At 40.2% G+C, this 20,461-nt stretch carries 26 protein-coding genes and 2 pseudogenes; 19 read left to right on the forward strand and 9 right to left on the reverse strand.

The features are described 5' to 3' along the window. Window positions 1-2: 2 nt before the first annotated feature. Genes hisIE through FZ945_RS07615 form a run of 3 tightly spaced genes read left to right on the forward strand, consistent with a single transcriptional unit; the run spans window position 3 to window position 1,808 of the window. The gene (gene hisIE, locus FZ945_RS07605) at window positions 3-737 is read left to right on the forward strand and encodes a bifunctional phosphoribosyl-AMP cyclohydrolase/phosphoribosyl-ATP diphosphatase HisIE (protein WP_148803668.1); all 735 of its coding nucleotides are present in this window, start codon (window positions 3-5) and stop codon (window positions 735-737) included. Next, complete coding sequence (locus FZ945_RS07610; RefSeq protein WP_148803670.1) at window positions 727-1,257, forward strand: DUF2393 family protein; 531 nt, start codon at window positions 727-729, stop codon at window positions 1,255-1,257. Before hisIE ends, FZ945_RS07610 begins: the two co-directional genes overlap by 11 nt. Then, on the forward strand, window positions 1,257-1,808 hold the full coding sequence (locus FZ945_RS07615) for a DUF2393 family protein (RefSeq protein WP_148803671.1): 552 nt from the start codon (window positions 1,257-1,259) through the stop codon (window positions 1,806-1,808). Before FZ945_RS07610 ends, FZ945_RS07615 begins: the two co-directional genes overlap by 1 nt. 157 nt (window positions 1,809-1,965) lie before the next feature. Here FZ945_RS07615 and FZ945_RS07620 read toward each other — a convergent pair whose 3' ends face one another. The 4 genes and pseudogenes from FZ945_RS07620 to FZ945_RS07635 all read right to left on the reverse strand — a co-directional run bounded on the left by FZ945_RS07620 (window position 1,966) and on the right by FZ945_RS07635 (window position 4,264). After that, window positions 1,966-3,297 (reverse strand): acetyl-CoA carboxylase biotin carboxylase subunit, encoded by a 1,332-nt coding sequence (locus tag FZ945_RS07620; RefSeq protein WP_148803673.1) that lies wholly within the window; start codon window positions 3,295-3,297, stop codon window positions 1,966-1,968. After that, on the reverse strand, window positions 3,297-3,749 hold the full coding sequence (gene accB / locus FZ945_RS07625) for an acetyl-CoA carboxylase biotin carboxyl carrier protein (protein ID WP_103598658.1): 453 nt from the start codon (window positions 3,747-3,749) through the stop codon (window positions 3,297-3,299). Before accB ends, FZ945_RS07620 begins: the two co-directional genes overlap by 1 nt. Before the next feature lie 85 nt (window positions 3,750-3,834). After that, window positions 3,835-4,044, reverse strand: a pseudogene (locus FZ945_RS07630) (molybdate ABC transporter permease subunit); the annotation flags it as partial. Then, window positions 4,013-4,264: a substrate-binding domain-containing protein gene (locus FZ945_RS07635; protein ID WP_148803677.1), complete on the reverse strand. Its 252-nt coding sequence runs from the start codon at window positions 4,262-4,264 to the stop codon at window positions 4,013-4,015. The pseudogene FZ945_RS07630 and the gene FZ945_RS07635, both read right to left, overlap by 32 nt. Window positions 4,265-4,329: 65 nt before the next feature. On the opposite strand from FZ945_RS07635, the gene FZ945_RS07640 reads away from it, so the two are divergent. The 11 genes and pseudogenes from FZ945_RS07640 to FZ945_RS10050 all read left to right on the forward strand — a co-directional run. Then, window positions 4,330-5,418, forward strand: coding sequence for a nicotinate phosphoribosyltransferase (locus tag FZ945_RS07640; protein ID WP_148803679.1), 1,089 nt, complete (start codon window positions 4,330-4,332; stop codon window positions 5,416-5,418). Window positions 5,419-5,426: 8 nt separating this feature from the next. Then, a complete protein-coding gene (locus FZ945_RS07645) occupies window positions 5,427-5,924 on the forward strand; it encodes a chemotaxis protein (RefSeq protein ID WP_148803681.1) in 498 nt (165 codons plus the stop codon). 112 nt (window positions 5,925-6,036) lie between these two features. Then, window positions 6,037-6,852 carry a menaquinone biosynthesis family protein gene (locus FZ945_RS07650; RefSeq protein WP_410369049.1) on the forward strand — a complete coding sequence of 272 codons (816 nt, stop codon included), beginning with the start codon at window positions 6,037-6,039 and terminating at the stop codon, window positions 6,850-6,852. Beyond that, window positions 6,849-7,118, forward strand: coding sequence for a flagellar biosynthesis protein FliQ (gene fliQ / locus FZ945_RS07655; RefSeq protein ID WP_223154231.1), 270 nt, complete (start codon window positions 6,849-6,851; stop codon window positions 7,116-7,118). The genes FZ945_RS07650 and fliQ overlap by 4 nt, the downstream gene beginning before the upstream one ends. Next, window positions 7,115-7,912 (forward strand): UDP-N-acetylmuramate dehydrogenase, encoded by a 798-nt coding sequence (locus FZ945_RS07660; protein ID WP_148803685.1) that lies wholly within the window; start codon window positions 7,115-7,117, stop codon window positions 7,910-7,912. The genes fliQ and FZ945_RS07660 overlap by 4 nt, the downstream gene beginning before the upstream one ends. Before the next feature lie 8 nt (window positions 7,913-7,920). Next, window positions 7,921-8,409 (forward strand): addiction module antitoxin, encoded by a 489-nt coding sequence (locus FZ945_RS07665; protein ID WP_107848082.1) that lies wholly within the window; start codon window positions 7,921-7,923, stop codon window positions 8,407-8,409. 62 nt (window positions 8,410-8,471) lie between these two features. Beyond that, window positions 8,472-9,569 carry a recombinase RecA gene (recA, locus tag FZ945_RS07670; protein WP_084109639.1) on the forward strand — a complete coding sequence of 366 codons (1,098 nt, stop codon included), beginning with the start codon at window positions 8,472-8,474 and terminating at the stop codon, window positions 9,567-9,569. After that, complete coding sequence (gene eno / locus FZ945_RS07675; RefSeq protein WP_002940828.1) at window positions 9,569-10,819, forward strand: phosphopyruvate hydratase; 1,251 nt, start codon at window positions 9,569-9,571, stop codon at window positions 10,817-10,819. Before recA ends, eno begins: the two co-directional genes overlap by 1 nt. A gap of 104 nt (window positions 10,820-10,923) precedes the next feature. Continuing rightward, window positions 10,924-11,106: a hypothetical protein gene (locus FZ945_RS10475; protein WP_178140078.1), complete on the forward strand. Its 183-nt coding sequence runs from the start codon at window positions 10,924-10,926 to the stop codon at window positions 11,104-11,106. A 5-nt stretch (window positions 11,107-11,111) separates the two neighbouring features. Next, on the forward strand, window positions 11,112-11,972 hold the full coding sequence (locus tag FZ945_RS07685; protein WP_148803687.1) for an AMIN domain-containing protein: 861 nt from the start codon (window positions 11,112-11,114) through the stop codon (window positions 11,970-11,972). A 40-nt stretch (window positions 11,973-12,012) separates the two neighbouring features. After that, window positions 12,013-12,153: pseudogene (locus FZ945_RS10050) on the forward strand (integrase); the annotation flags it as partial. Between the two features lie 433 nt (window positions 12,154-12,586). Here FZ945_RS10050 and FZ945_RS07695 read toward each other — a convergent pair. The 4 genes from FZ945_RS07695 to FZ945_RS07710 all read right to left on the reverse strand — a co-directional run bounded on the left by FZ945_RS07695 (window position 12,587) and on the right by FZ945_RS07710 (window position 16,792). After that, window positions 12,587-13,717, reverse strand: a complete 1,131-nt coding sequence (locus FZ945_RS07695) for a glycerate kinase family protein (RefSeq protein ID WP_148803690.1) — start codon at window positions 13,715-13,717, stop codon at window positions 12,587-12,589. After that, window positions 13,714-15,108 carry a GntP family permease gene (locus tag FZ945_RS07700; protein WP_148803692.1) on the reverse strand — a complete coding sequence of 465 codons (1,395 nt, stop codon included), beginning with the start codon at window positions 15,106-15,108 and terminating at the stop codon, window positions 13,714-13,716. The genes FZ945_RS07695 and FZ945_RS07700 overlap by 4 nt, the downstream gene beginning before the upstream one ends. A 165-nt stretch (window positions 15,109-15,273) precedes the next feature. Next, the gene (locus FZ945_RS07705) at window positions 15,274-16,236 is read right to left on the reverse strand and encodes a phospholipase A (RefSeq protein ID WP_148803694.1); all 963 of its coding nucleotides are present in this window, start codon (window positions 16,234-16,236) and stop codon (window positions 15,274-15,276) included. Beyond that, complete coding sequence (locus tag FZ945_RS07710) at window positions 16,229-16,792, reverse strand: molybdenum cofactor guanylyltransferase (RefSeq protein WP_103606693.1); 564 nt, start codon at window positions 16,790-16,792, stop codon at window positions 16,229-16,231. Before FZ945_RS07710 ends, FZ945_RS07705 begins: the two co-directional genes overlap by 8 nt. Before the next feature lie 222 nt (window positions 16,793-17,014). On the opposite strand from FZ945_RS07710, the gene FZ945_RS07715 reads away from it, so the two are divergent. The 5 genes from FZ945_RS07715 to FZ945_RS07730 all read left to right on the forward strand — a co-directional run bounded on the left by FZ945_RS07715 (window position 17,015) and on the right by FZ945_RS07730 (window position 18,973). Beyond that, window positions 17,015-17,272, forward strand: a complete 258-nt coding sequence (locus tag FZ945_RS07715; protein WP_087583541.1) for a SemiSWEET family transporter — start codon at window positions 17,015-17,017, stop codon at window positions 17,270-17,272. 160 nt (window positions 17,273-17,432) lie between these two features. Then, complete coding sequence (locus FZ945_RS07720) at window positions 17,433-17,762, forward strand: hypothetical protein (protein ID WP_222862618.1); 330 nt, start codon at window positions 17,433-17,435, stop codon at window positions 17,760-17,762. A 106-nt stretch (window positions 17,763-17,868) separates the two neighbouring features. Further along, window positions 17,869-18,144, forward strand: a complete 276-nt coding sequence (locus FZ945_RS10345; RefSeq protein ID WP_262367196.1) for a hypothetical protein — start codon at window positions 17,869-17,871, stop codon at window positions 18,142-18,144. Between the two features lie 41 nt (window positions 18,145-18,185). Then, on the forward strand, window positions 18,186-18,485 hold the full coding sequence (locus tag FZ945_RS10350) for an OmpA family protein (RefSeq protein ID WP_262367201.1): 300 nt from the start codon (window positions 18,186-18,188) through the stop codon (window positions 18,483-18,485). Beyond that, on the forward strand, window positions 18,482-18,973 hold the full coding sequence (locus FZ945_RS07730; protein WP_148803698.1) for a tetratricopeptide repeat protein: 492 nt from the start codon (window positions 18,482-18,484) through the stop codon (window positions 18,971-18,973). Before FZ945_RS10350 ends, FZ945_RS07730 begins: the two co-directional genes overlap by 4 nt. Before the next feature lie 46 nt (window positions 18,974-19,019). Here FZ945_RS07730 and leuC read toward each other — a convergent pair whose 3' ends face one another. Further along, complete coding sequence (gene leuC / locus FZ945_RS07735; RefSeq protein WP_148803699.1) at window positions 19,020-20,285, reverse strand: 3-isopropylmalate dehydratase large subunit; 1,266 nt, start codon at window positions 20,283-20,285, stop codon at window positions 19,020-19,022. Window positions 20,286-20,461: the final 176 nt, after the last annotated feature.

Raw genomic sequence — 20,461 nt, forward strand, 5'->3', positions numbered from 1 at the left:
AAATGAATAGCATAGCAAAAAGTATAGACTGGCAAAAGGTTGGTGGATTGCTCCCGGTGGTGGTTTGCGATCACACTACAAACGAGGTTTTGATGCTTGCTTATATGAACGAAGAAGCACTAAATTTAACTCTATCTAGCCGCTACGCTCACTACTTTTCACGCACTAAAAATAGAATTTGGAAAAAAGGCGAAGAGAGTGGCAACACGCAAGAGATCAAGGCTGTATTTTTAGACTGCGACAACGACACCTTGCTTTTAAAAGTCGTTCAAAAGGGAGGCACTGCTTGTCACACTGGGGCAAGGTCTTGCTTTTTTAACGAGATAAATTTAGAAAATTTAGAAATTTCTGATGAAAAAGGTGAGGTTAAAAAGCCAAGTTACGGCATCATTGACGAGCTTTATCACGTTATAGAAGATAGAAAACTAAATGCAGATCCGCAAACATCATACGTGGCAAGTCTTTTTAAAAAGGGTGAAAACCAAATTCTAAAAAAAGTTGGCGAAGAGGCTACAGAGCTTGTCATGGCGGCAAAAGAGCTTAGTTTTGCCAAGCAGACAAAACAAGATGAGCAAAAGGCAAAAAATGACCTCATCTATGAAGCAGCTGATCTTTGCTTTCACGCGCTTGTCGCACTTTCAGCCCACAACATACATCCAGATGCCGTCAAAAACGAGCTTGCAAGACGTTTTGGCATGAGTGGCATCGAAGAAAAAAGATCGCGAGATGTTAAATAGCATCAAGCACAACATACTTTTCATACTTCAAAACGCCAAACTTATCGACTTTCTAGCCTATGGTTGGGTGTTTTTAGCCTTTATATTTATCGTGCTTTTAGGAATTTTTGTTGCGATAAAATCATGGTGGCAGATAGGATTTTTATTTATCCTAGCTGGTTTTTTGGGACTTTTTGCAGGCAACTACTACGCAAACAAATATATAAATGAAAGCCTAAGACCTGTTAGCATAAGCAAAATAAAAACAAAGCAGCTTCAATATGTCGATGCGTTGATGGTTGATTTTAACATCACAAATAACTCAAACTACACATTAAACATTTGCAAAATCGAGCTTGGCTTCTACCTTGGTTCAACGCAAAGCACGAGAAATTTTCTAAATTCACTAAACCCTTTTGCTAAAAAACGTATCATTTTAAATAAAGCGCTTTTGCCAAAGCAGAGCAAGCAGATAAGAGAATTTGTCAATGACTTTGCCTTCATTGACTACAATATCACCAAAAAAGCGGAGTGTTTTTGATGAGTTCAGCCTACTTTACGATCGTTCATATCATCGTGCTTTTCGCGATCGCACTACTTTCTATCTTGTTTCTTGTGCTCTCACTTAGAGCTGAGCGAAAGCTATTTTTATCGCTACTTTTTACAAACATTTTGGTCTCAACCACGCTTGCCATTTTTTTGATGCTAGTTCTTGACAAATACACCAAAAAAGGCATAGTCGAGGGCGTAAAGAGCGAGCGAGTGTTAAGAAATGAAAGCATCGTCTTTCGAGGTCAAGTAAGAAATGTCGGCAAATTTACCATTAGCAAATGCACTCTTACAATTAAGCTTATTAATCAGCCGCTAAATAAAAACGATCTTGGTGGCGAAGCGCTATTTAAACCAAGCGGGCTCTCATTTTTTTCATGGGTTTTTGGAGGCGATGAGGACGAGAGACCAAACACTGTTGCATACAAATTTGATGTAGCTCAAAATTTACCAAAGCAAAAAGCGGTGCCATTTACCGTAACTATGCCCTATCCGCCATATTTTAAAAATGGTATGAATATCACAAAACTTAGTTGCTACTAATAAATTTAGATAAATTTTTAGTATTTATTGCATTTTGTAGTTACAATCTAGCTAAATTTCTCTTAAATTTAAAAAGTTTAATACCTAAAAATTTGGCTTATATATAAAATAAGAAATTTTAAACCAAAGCCAAAAGGCAATGGTTTAAAATTTAGTTTTAATGTCTTGAAAGATAGTTTGTATCGTAGTTGTTGCTTAAAAAGTCTCTGTTTTCCATCATGGCGATGTGAAAATCTTTTGTTGTTTTTATGCCGCTTATTATGAGCTGATCAAGAGCTACTTTCATCTTGTGAATGGCTCTATTTCTATCTGTGTCCCAAACTACGAGCTTTCCGATCATACTGTCATAATAGGGCGGTATAGAGTAGTCTTGATAGATGTGACTATCCATTCTCACATTGCGGCCGCCTGGGCAGACATATTTTGTGATCTTGCCAGGGCACGGAGTAAAGGTGTTTGGATCCTCAGCTGTGATCCTGCACTCGATCGCATGACCTTTTAGCTCGATGCTTTTTTGTGACGGTAGCTTTTCACCCTCAGCCACTTTTATCATAAGCTCGATGATATCAAGCCCACTTACCATTTCGCTTACTGTGTGCTCGACTTGAAGCCTTGTGTTCATCTCGATGAAGTAAAAGTCTAAATTTTTATCAACCAAAAACTCAAATGTACCAGCTCCCTCGTAGCCGATCGCTTTTGCCGCTTTTATGGCAGTTTCATGTAGCCTCTCTCTTGTTTTTTCATCAAGCAAGATGGCTGGGCTCTCTTCGATAAGCTTTTGGTGACGGCGCTGCATAGAGCAGTCGCGCTCACCTATGTGAAGCACATTGCCGTGGCTATCACCGATGATTTGAACCTCGATGTGGCGTGGGTTTAAGATATATTTTTCCATATACATCGTGCCATCGCCAAATGCACTCATCGCCTCGCTCTCAGCCGACCAAAATGCTTTTTCTAAATCAGCCTCTTTTTCAACCACGCGCATACCGCGTCCGCCGCCGCCTGCAGCAGCTTTTAGTATGACAGGATAGCCGATCTTTTTAGCTAGCTCTTTTGCAGCTTTTGTGTCAGCCACAGCGCCGTCTGAGCCAGGGATAACTGGCACGCCAGCTCTTTGCATGACCTGTTTTGCCTTGCTCTTGTCACTCATCAAAGCCATCGCAGCAACGCTTGGTCCAATAAATTTGATCTTGTGGTGTGAGCAAATTTCAACAAAATTTTGATTTTCACTTAAAAAGCCATAACCTGGGAAGATAGCGTCTGCTTCGCTGATCTCAGCTGCGCTTATGATAGCTGGGATGTTTAGGTAGCTGTCACTTGAGCGCTCTTTACCGATGCAAATGGCCACGTCGGCGTATTTTACGTAAAGTGCGTCTTTGTCAGCGGTTGAATAAACTACAACGGCTTCTTTACCCATCTCCTTTATCGTTCGCAAAGCACGAAGAGCGATCTCGCCGCGGTTTGCGATTAAAATTCTTTTTAATTCCATTAATTTTTCTCCACGCCAAATAACGGCAATCCAAACTCAACTGGCTGTCCGTCAGAGACTAGCATCTCAGTGATCTGGCAGTCAAACTCAGCCTCGATCTCGTTCATGATCTTCATAGCTTCGATGATGCCTACTACATCGCCTTTTCTCACTCTTTGACCTGCTTTTACAAATGGAGCAGCGCCTGGGCTTGGAGCAGCGTAGAAAGTACCTACCATAGGAGATTTTATGCTATCTTTTGGCGAATTTGCAGCTGGTTTTACCTCTGAGCTAACGACAACATTTACAGGTGTTGGCGCTGGAGCTGCTGCTTGTGCTACCGGCTTCGCAGGCGCGCAATAATCAGCAAATTTCTCTACCTCGACCTCAAAATCACCACTTTTTATCTTGATATGATTCATCTCCATACCATTAAAAAATTCGATAAGCTCTTTTATATCTTCTTTTTTCATAGAAAATTCTCCTAAATTTTTATATAAGCCCCTAATTGTAGCGAAATTTAAATAAATTTAATTTTTAGCTAGCATAAATTTTGTGCTAAATCCTACTTTTTTCTAGCAAATTTATAACCCAAAACAAAACAAAACTAAGCATAACCAAAACAAGACTTAAAGCGAGTGCCTGATAACTTCTGCCGTCATATACTGCGTTATAGATAGCAAGTGAGATGGTGTCTGTTTTGTCTATGATATTACCGCCTAAAACGAGCGTTATACTAACCTCGCCAAGCCCGCGTGAGAGCACTAGGAAAGGCTGTAGTCACGATATTTGCTGATGCATAAAGCGCTTTATCTATCAAGACAAAACTACCAAATTGATCCTTGTGCGCGTTTAGCTCAGTTTGATTGATAAAGCCAACATCAACTTCGCCGCTTAATATATAGGTAACGACCTGTGTTACGCCAGCAACTGCTAAAATTTTATCCTTTAGCTCGCCCTCTAAATTTTGCTTTTTGCATAAATTCACTAGCCCTTTTACCTGCGCCAAATTTCGCTAAAATGGTATAATCTCGCAAAAACAAAAGGATAGACATGAACGAACTTGAGCTAAAGATGCAAGGCAAGATAGAGAGGCTAACAGATAAGACTTTTAGGCTAGATCCTAGGATTGGCGAGGGATACTTTACGGCGAAATACTTTCTAAAAGTAAATGAGATAATTAAGCAAAACCTGCCAGATCAGCACGTAACAATGCAGTTTTTCCAAAGGCGTGATGATATCGTGCTTTGCGGTATCGACGAGGTTTTAGCTATCATCAATAAATTTGCCAAAAATCCAAGCGAGCTTGAAATTTACGCACTTGATGACGGCGATATCATAAACGCAAACGAGCCAGTTTTAAAGATAAGCGGCAAGTATGAAAATTTCGGCTTTTTAGAAAACGTGATCGACGCGACGCTTACTAGAAGAAGCTGTGTGGCGACAAGCTCCAGAGACGTGATAAGAGCGGCAAATGGTAAGGACGTCTTTAGCATGGCAGACAGGCAAGATGACATCTGCACGCAGCCAGGCGACGGATATGCTTCATTTATCGGCGGTATAAAAAAGGTCGCCACAGACGCTCAGGGCGAGCTTACAGGGCTAAAAGGTGGTGGCACCATGCCTCACGCGCTCATTCAAATGTGCGGCGGAGACGTGGTGAAGGCTTGCCAAATTTACGCTAGAACCTTTGAAAACGAGCAGATCACGGCCTTGGTTGATTACAACAACGACGTGATAACAGACGCCTTAAAGGCTGCAAATGCCCTAAAAGATAGGCTTGGCGCAGTTAGAGTGGATACTAGTAAAAATTTGATTGATAAGTATTTTGAAGGCAAAGATACGAGTAAATTTGACCCACACGGCGTTTGCAAGGAGCTTATATTTGCCCTAAGAGAGGCGCTTGATAAAGTTGGCTTTAAGCACGTTAAGATCGTCGTTAGCTCAGGTTTTAATCCGCAAAAAATGAGCGAATTTGAGAAATTTAACACCCCAGTTGATATTTACGGTGTGGGAAGCTATCTTGTTAAAAATGACATTTGTGGCTTTACAGGCGATCTAGTCGAGCTAAACGGCAAAAGTGAGGCTAAATTTGGCAGAAAAAATTTCGCTTCAGATAGGCTAAAGAGAGTTAAATTTTAGGAGAGAAGATGAAATTTATAAAAATTTTAACGATTCTCTCGCTTTTACTGACCGCTTGCACCGCCGCAAACTACGCTAACGCCTTTGAAAAAGTTGGTATCCTTGAGGACGGAGTTTATCGCTTTAGTCAAAATGGCATCGGGATCAAAAAAGACCTGCTTGTAAAGGTGATCTCCGTGCAAAACTTAGAGAGCTCATGCAAAAAGATCATCTCCATGCTAAATATCCCTAAAAAGTCTAAAATTACGGACTTTAAAACAAGCGATGCAGGCGTGATTGTCTGGCCATTTTACGAGTTTGAGGGCAAATTTATAACGACAATAATCGTTGAAAATATAAAAAAAGAAGATAGCGATCAAAAACTACTTAAGATGCTTGAACTTAAGCATCCATTTTACTCGACGCTCCAAGCTCGAAGAAAAGGTGCCAAAGACGCCATAGACGTGAAATACGTGCTAAATTTCAAAGAGGCAAAGCTGGTAAAATCGTTTCAAAACCGCCCTTAAAACTTTATTTTAAATAAATTTCATTAAAATGGCGTAATCAAAAAAAGGATCATCTTTGCACAATCTAAAAACCATAAACGTCGCTCACTCGCCGGATGCTGACGATATTTTCATGTATGCCGCGGTCAAATTTGGCTGGGTTGGCAGTAAAAATTTAGCCTTCACATCAAAGGCGCTTGATATAGAAACGCTAAACGAAGAGGCACTAAAAGGCACTTATGAGGCCACAGCGATCAGCTTTGCTCTCTATCCTAAAATTTGCGATGAATTTGCGCTTTTGCGCTGTGCCGTGAGCTTTGGCAACGGATATGGTCCAAAGCTTATCAAGCTAAAAGATAAGCAGCTAAAGCGAAATTTCAAGGTCGCGTTATCTGGCAAAAACACGACAAACGCCCTGCTCTTTCGCATAGCCTACCCAGAGGCAAGGATCGTTTATAAAAATTTCTTAGAGATCGAAAATGCCGTGTTTAGCGGCGAAGTCGATGCTGGCGTGCTCATACATGAAAGTATCTTAAATTTCTCAGACAAGCTCTGCGTCGAGCGTGAAATTTGGGACATTTGGAGCGAGCTAAACGGCGAAAATTTACCGCTACCACTTGGTGGCATGGCGCTTAGACGAAGTCTGCCGATAACTGACGCCATCGAGTGTGAGAGAGTGCTTAGCGAGGCCGTTAGGATCGCCACTTCGCACAAGCCATTTTTATCTCACATGCTAATGGAGCGAAATTTAATAAGAGTTGGCAAAGACGAGCTTAAAGCGTATCTAAATTTATATGCAAATGACGAGTCCATCAGCATGAACGAAACTCAGCTAAAAGCGCTAAATAAGCTCTATCAAATAGGCTACGACAAAGGCTTTTTTGAAAAAGCTATCGACGTAAACGACTACCTAATCCCAACTGAATACAACGAAGCAAGGTTTAGCTGATGCAAAGTACGCTTGTCTCACTTGGAGTTGAAACCTTTAAGATCGCCCTTTACATCAGCCTTCCGATGCTGCTAAGCGGCTTAATAGCAGGTCTTATCATCTCCATTTTTCAAGCGACCACGCAGATAAACGAAACCACGCTAAGCTTCGTGCCAAAAATTTTGCTAGTTGTCGTTGTCATCATATTTTTGATGCCTTGGATGATCTCGATGATGGTTGAATTTACCACTCGCATGCTTGATTTTATACCGGAATTTATCCAGTGACGAGGCTTGTTGATTTTTCTAAATTTACCTCGGTTAGGATAGGCGGCGTGCATGAAATTTTCGAGGTTGATAGCCTTGAAGATCTAAGCTCGCCTCACTTTTTAGGCGCTGTGATGATAGGCGGGGGCAACAACCTTCTTATCTCGCCAAATCCCCCAAAAATGGCGATGCTTGGCAAGAGCTTTGACTATATAAATTTAGAAATTTGTGATGAAAAAATTTGCCTTGAAATAGGTGCTGCGACAAAATCAGCTAAAATTTATAACTTCTGCAAGCAAAATAACATCGCAAACCTTGAGTTTTTAAAAAATATCCCTGGCACGCTTGGCGGACTTATAAAAATGAACGCTGGACTACTTAAATTTAGCATAAGTGACAACCTCACGCATGTGCGTCTGGTTCGTGGCTGGGTGAGCAAAGATGAGATAAACTTTAGATACCGCCATAGCGGCATAGATGAGGCCATTTTGGGGGCTAAATTTAAGCTTCAAAGCGGCTTTGACGCGAGCATATCTGAAGCCATAAGCGCAAAAAGAGCAAATCAACCAAAAGGCGCTAGCTTTGGCAGCTGCTTTGTAAATCCTGAAGGGCACTTTGCAGGGGCGTTGCTGGAGGCAGTTGGACTAAAGGGATACGCTATCGGCGGAGCGAAATTTAGCGAAGAGCACGCAAATTTTTTGATAAATTTTAACCACGCAAGCTTTGAGGACGCCACTAGCCTTATAAATTTGGCTAGAGCTAGAGTTTTAGAGAAATTTGGCGTAGAGCTTAAGACTGAAGTTTGCATTTTATAAGGATGATGATGAGTGAGTTTTTAAGCGAAGTTTTTACCCTTTCACTTTTGTTTATAGCTATCGGATTTTACGCCATTTATAGGGCTAAAAAGGCACAAAGCGAGCATGAGAAAAATGTGGCTGATTATGATAAAAACTTGCTAAATTTTGCCAAAATTTTAGGTGTAAAAGATCACATCGACCTAGTTAAATTTGATGAAATTTTGGCTGAGGCCTTAAAAGAAAAATTAATTTTTAAATTTAATAAATCTACCTCGCAAGAGGAATTTATCTCTTTTATAAAAGATGAAAATTTCAAAATCAAACCCCAAATTTCACAAAACAGTATCGATGAAGCTTTTTTAAACCTTTGCGCAAGCTCGCTTATAGAGCCGCTTAAGCTTGCGATACTAAAAAACGAAGATCAAATTTATGGATTTTTGTTTGAAAAAGAGCAGCTTTTTGCTCTTATTGATAGCGCTGCACTGCTTGGCGAAAATATTATAATTTGCGAGTAAATCAAGTAAAATTCATCTCTTTTTAGATAAAATCAAGCCAAATTTCAACTATAAGGTAAAAAATGGCAAAAGAAAAAGATAGTGACAAAAAGATAGCTATCCCAGAGAGCGAAGCGGACAAGAAAAAGGCGCTTGAGCTTGCACTAAAGCAGATCGATAAAGCTTTTGGCAAAGGCACGCTTTTAAGACTTGGCGACAAAGAGGTTGAGGCTATCGAGTCGATACCGACTGGCTCGCTAGGGCTTGATCTGGCTCTTGGCATAGGCGGCGTTCCAAAAGGCAGGATCATCGAGATATACGGACCAGAGAGCTCTGGTAAGACCACGCTCACACTTCACATCATCGCTGAAGCGCAAAAAGCTGGTGGAATTTGTGCATTTGTCGATGCAGAGCACGCACTAGACGTAAAATACGCTTCAAATTTAGGCGTAAATACCGACAACCTCTACGTCTCTCAGCCAGACTTTGGCGAGCAGGCACTTGAGATCGTTGAGACGCTTGCAAGAAGCGGTGCGATCGATCTTATCGTAGTTGATAGCGTCGCTGCTCTTACACCAAAGAGCGAGATAGACGGCGATATGGGCGATCAGCACGTTGGCCTGCAAGCAAGACTAATGAGTCAGGCGCTTAGAAAGCTAACTGGAATTTTAAGCAAGATGAAGACAACTGTTATCTTCATCAACCAAATTCGTATGAAGATCGGCATGATGGGATATGGCACGCCAGAGACTACAACTGGCGGTAATGCGCTTAAATTTTACTCGTCTGTAAGGATTGATGTAAGAAAGATAGCCACACTTAAACAAAACGACGAGCCTATCGGCAACCGCACAAAAGCAAAAGTCGTTAAAAACAAGGTCGCGCCTCCATTTAAAGTGGCTGAATTTGACATCATGTTTGGCGAGGGTGTGAGCAAAGAGGGCGAGATAATCGACTATGGCGTAAAGCTCGACATCATCGACAAATCAGGCGCGTGGTTTAGCTACAAGGCCGAAAAACTAGGTCAAGGCAGAGAAAACGCCAAAGCCTACCTAAAAGAGCACCCAGAAATTTCTGATGAGATAGTAGCGGCGATAAAAGGCTCAATGGGTATAGACCACCTAATAAGCAGCGGCGCAAAAGACGAAGACGACGACACAAACGAAGTAGGAGATGAATAATGGTATTTATTGAAGATGTAGAAGCTCACGAGGTTTTAGACAGCAGAGGCAACCCAACAGTTCGTGCGACAGTTAGACTAAGCGACGGAACTGAGGCAAGCGCGATCGTACCAAGCGGCGCAAGCACTGGTAAGCGCGAGGCGCTCGAGCTTCGCGACAAAGACGAGAGATATGCTGGCAAAGGCGTTTTAAAGGCTGTTTCAAACGTAAATGAAAAGATCGCAGAAGCAGTGATAGGACTTGATGCCTACAACCAAAAAGCAGTCGATGCGGAGATGCTTGAGCTTGATGGCACGCACAACTACTCAAATTTAGGCGCAAACGCAGTCCTTGGCGTATCTATGGCGGTAGCTCGCGCAGCCGCAAAGAGCCTAAATATCCCGCTTTATCGCTACCTTGGCGGTGCAAACGCTAGCATCTTGCCAGTGCCGATGTTTAACATCATAAATGGCGGCGCGCACGCAAACAACAGCGTTGATTTTCAAGAATTTATGATCATGCCATTTGGCTTTAGCACATTTAGCGAGGCACTAAGAGCTGCAACTGAAATTTACCACAAGCTAAAATCTATCCTAAACGCAGCTGGTCACAGCACGGCTGTCGGCGATGAAGGCGGCTTTGCTCCAAATTTAAAAGACAACGAAGAGCCACTAAAGCTCATCTCACAAGCTGTAAAAGAGGCTGGATATGAGCTAGGCAGCCAGATAAAACTTGCCCTTGACGTCGCTTCAAGCGAGCTTTATAAAGACGGCAAATACGAGCTTGAAGGCAAGAAATTTAGCAGCGACGAGCTCATTAGCTACTACGAAAAACTTTGTGAAAAATACCCGATATTCTCTATCGAAGATGGCCTTAGCGAGGATGACTGGAGCGGCTGGGCTGAGCTTACAAAAAGGCTTGGTAGCAAGGTGCAGCTAGTTGGCGACGACCTTTTTGTTACAAATGAGAAAATTTTACGAGAAGGCATTGAGAAAAATATCGCAAATGCGATCCTAATCAAGCCAAATCAAATAGGCTCAGTCACGCAAACTATGCAGACTGTCCGCCTTGCTCAAAGAAACGGCTACCGCTGCATAATGAGCCACAGAAGCGGCGAGAGCGAAGATGCGTTTATCGCTGACTTTGCAGTCGCACTAAACACTGGCGAGATAAAGACGGGTGCTACTTCAAGAAGCGAGCGCAACGCGAAATACAACCGCTTGCTTGAGATTGAGCTTGAGGCGGGTGAGTTTTTAGGGGATAATATTTGAGCGAAATTTTAGATGAATATGGCAAAGAAGATGGCATATTTCATAAAATCATAAAATTTGTTCGGCCGACATTACACTACGTCATAGCCACCATTTGCGTGGCTATGTTTGCCTTTTACGTGGGCAACATGATGTTTGGCAAACGCTCACTTGACGTGATGCTAAGCCTTCAGAGCAAAAAAGAGAGGCTTAGCGAAGATGTGGAAATTTTAAAAAAAATGAATGCACGTCTGCAAAAAGATTATTTTGAACTACAAGGCCTTGAGCCAGACTCTAATAAAAAGTAGGAACGATGAAGAAAATTTGGTTAGTTTTATCTATATTTACAGCGAGCTTATGTGCTAGAGAAAACCCATTTATGCCTATTAGCGAGCTAAACACAAGCGTTATGACGACAAATGTCGTAGAAAAATATGACAGCTTCAACTCGCTCTCGTTTAAATTTCCAAGCGATGCGATGCTTCTGCTTGATGTCACCATAAGATATAGAGCAAATGACGGCAGCATAAAAGAAAAAAGACTAACCGATATAAACAAAACTATCGACTGGAACGATGAATTTGCACTTATGAAGATGAAGACTCCAGAGCCAGTCGCAGCTAAAAAACTAGACGTCTCAGTCACGATGGCCGATATGCCAGCTCAAAAGGTTAGCACGCCAGTGATAATAGAAAAAAATGAGACTAAAATTTCAAATAAAGATAGAAATAAAACCTCAGATGTACCAACTCCAAACGTCGTGGTGATCGACCTTGGCACAAAAAAAGTAAAAGAGCCTACTAAGCCTGAACAAAAGGTAGTCGAAGTAAAGATCGAGCCAGCCTCAAAGCCTGTTCAAGAGATAAAAAGCAGTGAAAAAGAGGTTAAATTCTTAGGATTTGTGAGCTTTTTAGCACATGAAAAAGAGCTAAATATCATCACAAAAGCTAAAAATTTAAAGCACTTTGCTTACGAGAAAAACAAGATCGTGCTTGACTTTGCAAAACCTCCAAGAAGCTTTAAGACTAGAAATTTAAAGCTTGAAAACGATACTTTTAAAAACGTCATAATCGGCTGGCATGACAAGTATTTCAGAGTGGTTTTAGAGCTTGATAAGATGCATAAATATAAGCTTGAAGCCGCCGAAAATGGATATGTGCTTAAGCTTTTATAGATTTTATATTTAAATTTAAGCCTACTATTTTTAAATTTCTCTTTGTCGTAACCAAAAAAGCTTGACACTAGCGCAAGAAGCCCTTGGGCATGCCAGCCTAAACACCTCGATAATTTACACACACTTCGATAGTGACAAGCTAAAACTCACCGCCAAAGTGGCTGAGGATCTAGCGAACTAGAGCGCTCAATAATAGAGCAAACTAGCTATACTAAATTTAACCCATATAAATTTAAAACATCAAATTTAACTATGAAACTCTATAGATATGTGAGAATTTTTAGCTTGCAAGTGGCCTAAAAAACTTACTTTGCATATAAATTTACGCCAAACGGACAAAAAGCTCTCACGAAAATGAAATTTGGCAAGCAAATTTTTCTCTACTCGCCAAATTTACATCAAACTAGCCTATCTTTCTTATCTTTGCAGGAAGTGCTTGTCTAGCGCAAGTACCAACCAGCCAGTCATTTAGGCTAAATTCGCCATTTCTTCTAAGTGGTTTTACTTTTACAAAATGTATTAAATTTTGAGAATTTTTGTAGCACTTTGTTAGTAAAATTTGGAGTTAAATTTAGAGAGAAAAAGATAGAAATTTAGCTTCTATCTTTTTTAATTTATGCTTTGCGGTTTAGCATATAAAGGCGGATGACTTGCTCGGCGGTCATCTTTAAATTTCTAATGGCATTATCTTTTCGCATAGCTTCTTCAAGGCTCATTGGCTCATTTAGTATGCAAAAATACGCATCGATGCCGTGTTTATGGCAGTCTTTGGCGCACCTTTGCACGCTTCCAGCAAGCGCGATGACTGACTTATGATGCCTCTTAGCTAGCTTTGCCACGCCTGTTGGGGTCTTGCCCATGGTGCTTTGAAAGTCCATACGACCCTCGCCAGTGATGACAAGATCGGCCTTTTTGATCTCATCTTCAAGCGCTATTGTCTGCGTGATGATCTCGATACCAGGCCTAAGCTTTGCGCCCAAAAATGCAACAAAAGCAAAGCCAAGTCCGCCAGCTGCTCCAGCGCCTTTTTGCGTGTGAAATTTAGTGCCATTTTTCTCTTTTACAAGCCCCGCAAAGTGCTTTAGCCCGTCATCAAGCTGTTTTACCATACGACCATTTGCGCCCTTTTGTGGTGCATAGACGTAGGCTGCTCCCTTTTGTCCGTAGAGTGGATTATCCACGTCACAGGCGATTAAAAATTCGCACTCTTTTAGCTCTTTTAGCGCTCCCTCATCTGAAAATTCGCAAATTTGAGCTAGATCTTCACCTTTGCCCTCAAGTAAAGAGCCATTTTTATCATAAAATTTAAACCCAAGAACACTTAGCATACCTATGCCAGCATCATTTGTCGCACTTCCGCCAATACCTATGATAAATTTCCTAGCACCCTTACTAATGGCATCTTTTATCATCTGGCCAAAGCCAAATGTGCTAGTTTTCATAGGATTTCTCTCATCAGGATTTATAAGAGTAAGCCCAGAAGCGCTTGACATCTCAAGTATGGCAAGGTCATCTTTTAGGGCATATCTAGCTAAAATTTCAGTGCCAAGTGGGTTTTTGACGATGGTATCTATAAATTTAGCATCAAGTGCATCAGCCATAGCCTCTACACTGCCCTCACCGCCGTCAGCAACAGGCTTTACGACGACGTCGCAAAAGTCTTCAAGGGCTTCTTTTATAGCAAGGCCCGCTTCAAGCGAGCTTAGCGAGCCTTTTAATGAATCAATCGCAACCAAAATTCTCATAAAAGCACCAAAGATAGTATATAAACGCTGATCATTCCAACAACGCCCATGATAAATGTCATCGCTGTTTGTGTGCGATATCCTTGATCTGCCGTCATCTTACTAAAGTTTGTCACGACCCAGAAGTAGCTGTCGTTTGCGTGAGATACACACATCGCACCAGATGCTATCGCCATGACACAAAGAGCAGCTGAAATTTCACTTGTAAAGCCAAGTGTGTGCATGAGCGAGTTGTCAGCGCTAAATGCGCCCATGATAGAGGCTGTCGTGATGATAGCCACAGTCGAGCTTCCTTGAGCTGTTTTTAACACAGCTGAGATGATAAATGGGAAGAAAATTCCTATCGCTTTTATAGTTGAGGCATTTTCTCTTATGAAATTTACAAAGCCAGCCTCGGTGATGACGTTGCCCAAAACGCCACCAGCTGCGGTGATAAAGAGTATAGGACCTGCGATCTTTAATGATTCGTTTATTATATGGTCAAATTCTCTCATCTTTTTAGCTTCAGCTAGTAAAAATACGCAAAAGATCACGCCGATAGCAAGCGCAATGATAGGGTTACCTAAGAATAAAAATATCTTTGGCAAGAGCGCAGCTTTATCAAGCATGCCTTGTTTTGCTAAAACATCAACCACAGAGCCAACCGCCATGAAAATGATAGGCATGATGATAGGAGCAAGGCTCAAAAATCCGCTAGGTAATTTGCCAAATTTATTTAAAAGCTCCTCGTAGCTCGCTGTGATAGTAGCGTCAGCCTCTTTATCGCTGATAGTTACGCTTTTAGCGATACTTTTTGAAAAGAAATAGACAGCTACCAAAACAGGCACTGAAACTACCGCACCCATGATGATGACAAGAAGTAAATTCCCTCCAAGGCCAAGTGTGCCAGCAGCAGCTATCGGGCCAGGAGTTGGTGGGATGAAAACGTGAGAAGCGTATAGACCGCCGCTAAGTGCTACTGACATAGCAACTGGGCTTGCTGAAATTTTCTTATAAAGTGCCTCGCGGATAGAATTTAATACGACAAAACCGCTATCGCAAAATACAGGGATGCCTACAACCCAGCCCATTATAAGCATGGCAAGCTCAGGGCGTCTTTGTCCGACTAGCTTTACGACCATGTCAGCTAGCTTTAGCGCAGCTCCCGTTTTTTCAAGCACTGTACCGATGATCGTTCCAAAGATGATGACGATGCCGATGCTCTTAAATGTGCCACTAAAACCAACGCCTATCATCGCTGGGATCTTGGATAGATCGATACCTGCGACTATTGCTAGCACCAAAGATATACTCATAAGTGCCAAAAATGGATGCACCTTGAACTTTGAGATCATAACGATCATAAGGATGATTGCTATAGCAAAACAGACAATCAAAGCTATACCGCTCATGAAAACTCCTTTATTGTGAGATTTTGCTAGTGATTTTAGCAAAATTTGCTTATATTTTTTCTAATATTTTTAAGTTTTTCTATTAGTTAAATTTTTTTCGTTATTTATCTAAAATTTACTTCATCTGCCCAAATTTAGCCACTTTATAAGATTAAATTTTTAAGGCTATTTTAAAATAACAAAGCCAAGACCAACCTTGTCAGTGTGCCTATCATAGTCAATCAAACTCTCACCATATCCTGTAAAATACTGCAAATAGCCATAAACGCCGCTTGAAAATATCGGAAACATATATGAAAGCTCTGCCGCACCTTTATTTGTTTTATCAAAATGTAAGTTATTTCTTAGCATTAGGCTAAAAATTTGGTCATTTAGCTTGTAACTAAGCCTTAGATCTCCGTGTCCGATGTAGTTTAAAATTTCTTTATTGTCGTTCTTTTCGCCGATCACGCTCCAAACTCTTGGCGAGATGGTTAAATTTCCATAGACAAAGTCACTTTGCACATAGGCTCTGTTCCAGCTCCTTGAGTTGGTGCCATCTCGTCCGTTTGACTCATGCAAGAGTCCAAATTTTAGGTTTTTCACGCCTATTTGCTCTAGGTATTTTGGAGAGGCGAAATTTAAGAAAATTTCAGGCTGATAGTTTGTCTCACGAAACGGCGCTGAAGTTTTTGTTATCTGCCACCAAGAGGTTTGCGTATATGCTGCCACAAGGCTCTCTCTAAGACCAAAAACATCGTAAAAAAGCGGCTTTGCAAGGCTTATTTGAAACTTTGTCTCAACGCTCTTTCGCCCATCATCTGGGACAGTTTTAGCGTAAGTTACTGGCAAAAGGTAGTTAAATTTATAAAGCTCGATGCCAAGTGCGTTTTGTAAATTTTTATCGTTTTTATCCCTTAAAAGATCAGCCTGCTTTAGCTTCGCATCATTTGGTGCTGGCTCGCTTGCTTGCGCATTTTGCACCGCTTCTTGCTCGCCTAAAGAGCTTTTGGCTAGCTCTTTATAAATTTGCATCGCAGCCCTTATATCGCCACTTTGCTCAAGCTCCTGCGCCCTTTTAAAGTCATCCGTCCTGCCTGCCATCAAAAATGTAAGGCTAAGGCTTAAAAGCAATGTAAATTTACTCATTTTTCATCTTTTCATTTGCTATTTTGTACTCGTCTGGGAAATTTACGTTAAAAAACTGCTCTTTGTCCTCAAAATTTACTATCTTGCACTTGCAGTTTTTTCGTAAAAGCCCGATTTTGTGCTCATTTTTTAGATAAAGCTCATGTGCAAGTGGGGCTAAGCTTGGGCTAAAAAAGCCACAAAGCGAGTGTATATGCTCATCATCGCCAGCCACAACCATCTCAAATTCATCTTTAAATTTAGCCAGCTCGCCAAGACTTTTTGGGTCAAAAAATGGCATATCAGCTGGGATGATAAAGACGCTATGATCAAAGCTTTTTAGCACGCAGTAAAGCGCTAACATCGGCGAATAATCCTCACTGCTCTCATCTTTTATGAGCTTTAGTGGCGGGTTAAATTTCTCAAATTTAGAGCTTACAAAAACCTCATCAAAGACTTTGCTAAATTTAGCAACCTGATAGTGCGTGAGTGTTTCAAATCCCCCAAATGGCAACAAGGTCTTATCCTGACCCATGCGCGAGCTCTTGCCACCTGCTAAAATGACGCAAGTTTGCATCTTTTATCCTTTTAAATTTCAAAAAATTACAAAAGTATAACCAAATTTTCTAACTCATCTTGTTTTAAATTTATTATCACTTAGCAAAGCTTTGCCCTTAAATTTGCAAAAAAAGAGCGCTTTTGCCAAAACAATGGGCTACTTTTTAGCAGATAAAATTAATTTTTTTACCACGCTAATCATAAAGCTAGAAAATAACGGCTTACTTTTAAAGGAGATCACATGAGTGAAAGAAATTTACAAATTTTAGGTTGGATAGGCACGTGCTTATCGGTTGTTATGTACTTTTCATACATCCCACAAATAATGGGCAACCTCGATGGCCATAAAACGCCTTTTATCCAGCCCTTAGCGGCTGCGATAAACTGCACGATCTGGACAAGTTACGGCTTGCTAAAAGCTAAAAAAGACTATCCGCTTTCTGCTGCAAACTTGCCAGGTATAATCTTTGGACTTTTAGCAACTATAACAGCGTTTTAAAGAATAAATTTATAAATCGTTTAAGTATGTCAGTGTTAAAATGTGGAACAAAAACATAGGACTTTATCTTGGGCAATTTTATTTATTCTCTATTCTCAAATACTCATATTGTTATCGGCGTTGGTATCATTCTTGTTTTTTTATCTTTTTTTTAACAAATTTGATAAAAAGTAAAAGACTACATAGTCAAAGTTCAGATATTTTAATCACCATAGGTATAGGCTTTACCTTTTTAGGCATATTTTTGGGTTTAATTGACTTTGATGCTAATGATGTCGAAAATAGTATTCCTAAGCTTATAAATGGTATAAAAACAGCTTTTAGTATATCTATCTTTGCTATTTTTGGATCCATATTTTTAAAACTAATTGAGATTTTCTTTTTTGGCGCTATGAATAAAGAAAATAAGAATGAAGAGTTTGATATAGCTGAGCTTATAAAAAATCAAGAAGAAATCATATTGTTGCTTAAAAAAATTAGCGAAAAATAAAATGGGTCTCTTTAAAAAAACTGGAAAGAATAGTTACTGGATAGCATTAAGTGACATAATGACAGCTTTAATGCTTGTATTTTTGTTGTTGTTTTCTTTATATATGTTGAAAGTAAATGAAAACTCAAATATTATAAATTTAAAAGAAAAACTTGACAAAAGCCAGGCTATACCAAAAAATTATAAAGACCTAAGATTAAAATTAACAGCTATGTTAAAAGAAGAATTTAAGGATGATTTATCGAAATTTAATGCGGTCATTGGAGATGATTTAACTATTAGATTTAATAGGCCAGAAATTCTTTTTAAAACTGGCGAAGCTGATCTATCTAAAGATTTTGAAAAAATTTTAGATAACTTTTTCCCAAGATACATAAAATAATAACAGACAAAAATATTATAAGTAATATAGATGAAATACGCATAGAAGGTCATACAAGCTCAGTTTGGAATGATGTTAGTGAAGATGATGCGTATATTAAAAATATGGCTTTGTCCTCCAAGAGAGCACAGTCTGTTTTAGAGTACATATTAAGACATTCAAAAAAAAGGAATTTTCTAAAGGAACATTTTAGGGCTATAGGTTTTGCATCGGCTAAAACGCTTGACGATAATTCAAATTTAACCTCAAAAAGCGGGCTAAAAGAAAATTATTTAAACTCACAAAGGGTTGAATTTAGAGTTATAACTAATATTGAAGATAAGTTAAAGGACCAAAGATGAAAAAGATTTTTTCTGTGATGTTGTTTGCATCATGCTTTTGTTTTGCTAATGAATATGATATAGTTCAAGCTGCGTTAAAAAATAAAGACTATGAAAAGGCTGAGAAAATTCTTAATAAAGAATGCGGACAAAATAGAGCATGGGCTTGCAATCAGCTAGCATTTTTATACGCAAAAGGTGATCTAAAAATTCTTAGTCTATTTGAAAGTGCTAAAAAAGCAAAGGAGCTTTATCAAAAAGCTTGTGACGGTGGTAATGCAAATGGTTGTGCTGGTCTTGGAGAGATGTTCTTTAGAGAACAAAACTATGCAAAAGCATTTGAATTGTATCAAAAAGCTTGTGACGATGAAGACGGATATGGTTGTGGTCGTCTAGCCTCATTGTACTACAAAGGTTTAGGTATAGAAAAAGATAAGTCAAAGGCAAAAGAACTTAACAAAAAAGCTTGCGATCTTGGAAATCAATTTTCTTGTAAATTTGCAAAATAATTTAAACTTTTCTTATATAACAATCTTTTGCCTTAAAAGCTAACGCCTATAAGTCCCTTGGATCGGCGATTTTACCTGCTATCGCGCTCGCCGCCACAACTGCCGAGTTAGCCAGATAAATTTCACTCGTTCTATCGCCCATACGACCGACGAAATTTCTATTTGTCGTTGAGATACAGCGCTCATTTGCACCTAAAATGCCCATATATCCGCCAAGACAAGCACCACAAGTTGGGTTGCTCACAACCGCTCCTGCTTCGATGAAAATGTCGATAAGCCCCTCTTTTTCAGCAGCTCTTGCGATCTTTTGCGTCGCTGGAGTGATGATGAGCCTTGTTTTTCGAGCTACTTTTTTGCCTTTTAGAATCTGCGCTGCGATACGAAGGTCGCTTAGACGGCCATTTGTGCATGAGCCGATAAATGCCTGATCGATAGCTAGATCGTCGCTAACCGCCTGTCTTACGCTCTTGCCGTTGCTTGGCAAAAATGGATATGCGATGACTGGATCAAGTTTCGTGACATCGATCTCTAAAAGTTTGTCGTATTTTGCGCCCTCGTCTGAGTAGAAAAATTTTGGTTTATCACGTAAATTTTTATCTTTTAAAAACTCTTTTGTGATCTCATCAACCGCGATGATACCGCTCTTTGTGCCAGCTTCGATCGCCATGTTGCACATTGAAAATCTATCATCCATGCTAAGAGTGTCTATCACCTCGCCGCTAAACTCAAGCGCCTTGTAAAGTGCGCCATCAACGCCTATTTGGCGGATGATCTCGAGGATGAGATCCTTGCCATAGACGTGCTTATCAAGCTTGCCCTTAAAGACGACCTTGATACTCTCAGGCACTTTAAACCAGTTTTTGCCAGTGATCATCGCATAAGCTAGGTCGGTACTACCCATGCCGGTGCTAAAGGCTCCAAGAGCGCCGTGCGTACAGGTGTGACTATCTGCGCCGATGATAACGTCGCCTGGGATGACTAGCCCTTTTTCAGGCAAAAGCGCATGCTCGATACCCATATCTTTTTCGTCAAAATAGTTTTTAAGGTCGTGTTTGTAGGCAAATTCGCGTGAAATTTTGGCTTGATTTGCGCTTAGGATGTCCTTTGTCGGGATGTAGTGGTCCATCACGATGGCAAAGCCGTCTGGGTTGGCTAGCTTTTTAGCGCCACTTCGCTCAAACTGCTTGATCGAAATAGGTGTCGTGATGTCGTTACCTATGATCATATCGATCTTGCTCTCGATGATTTCTCCTGCGCTTACCTCTTTGCCAACGTGATCTGAAAATATTTTCTCGGTGATGGTTTGTTTCATAAATTTCCTTTAAATTTTGAGGCGATTTTAACGAAATTTGTATAAAAAGATATTTAGCCAGCGCTTTAAATCACTATAAATTTGACAAAAAATTTATGCTAAAAATTTGGATAGAAAAGATTTACAAGATAGTATTTTCTTTTTTATATATTTTAAAATTATAATTTAAGCAACTA

It is taken from the genome of Campylobacter concisus (genome assembly GCF_902460535.1).
Classification (GTDB): domain Bacteria; phylum Campylobacterota; class Campylobacteria; order Campylobacterales; family Campylobacteraceae; genus Campylobacter_A; species Campylobacter_A concisus_AS.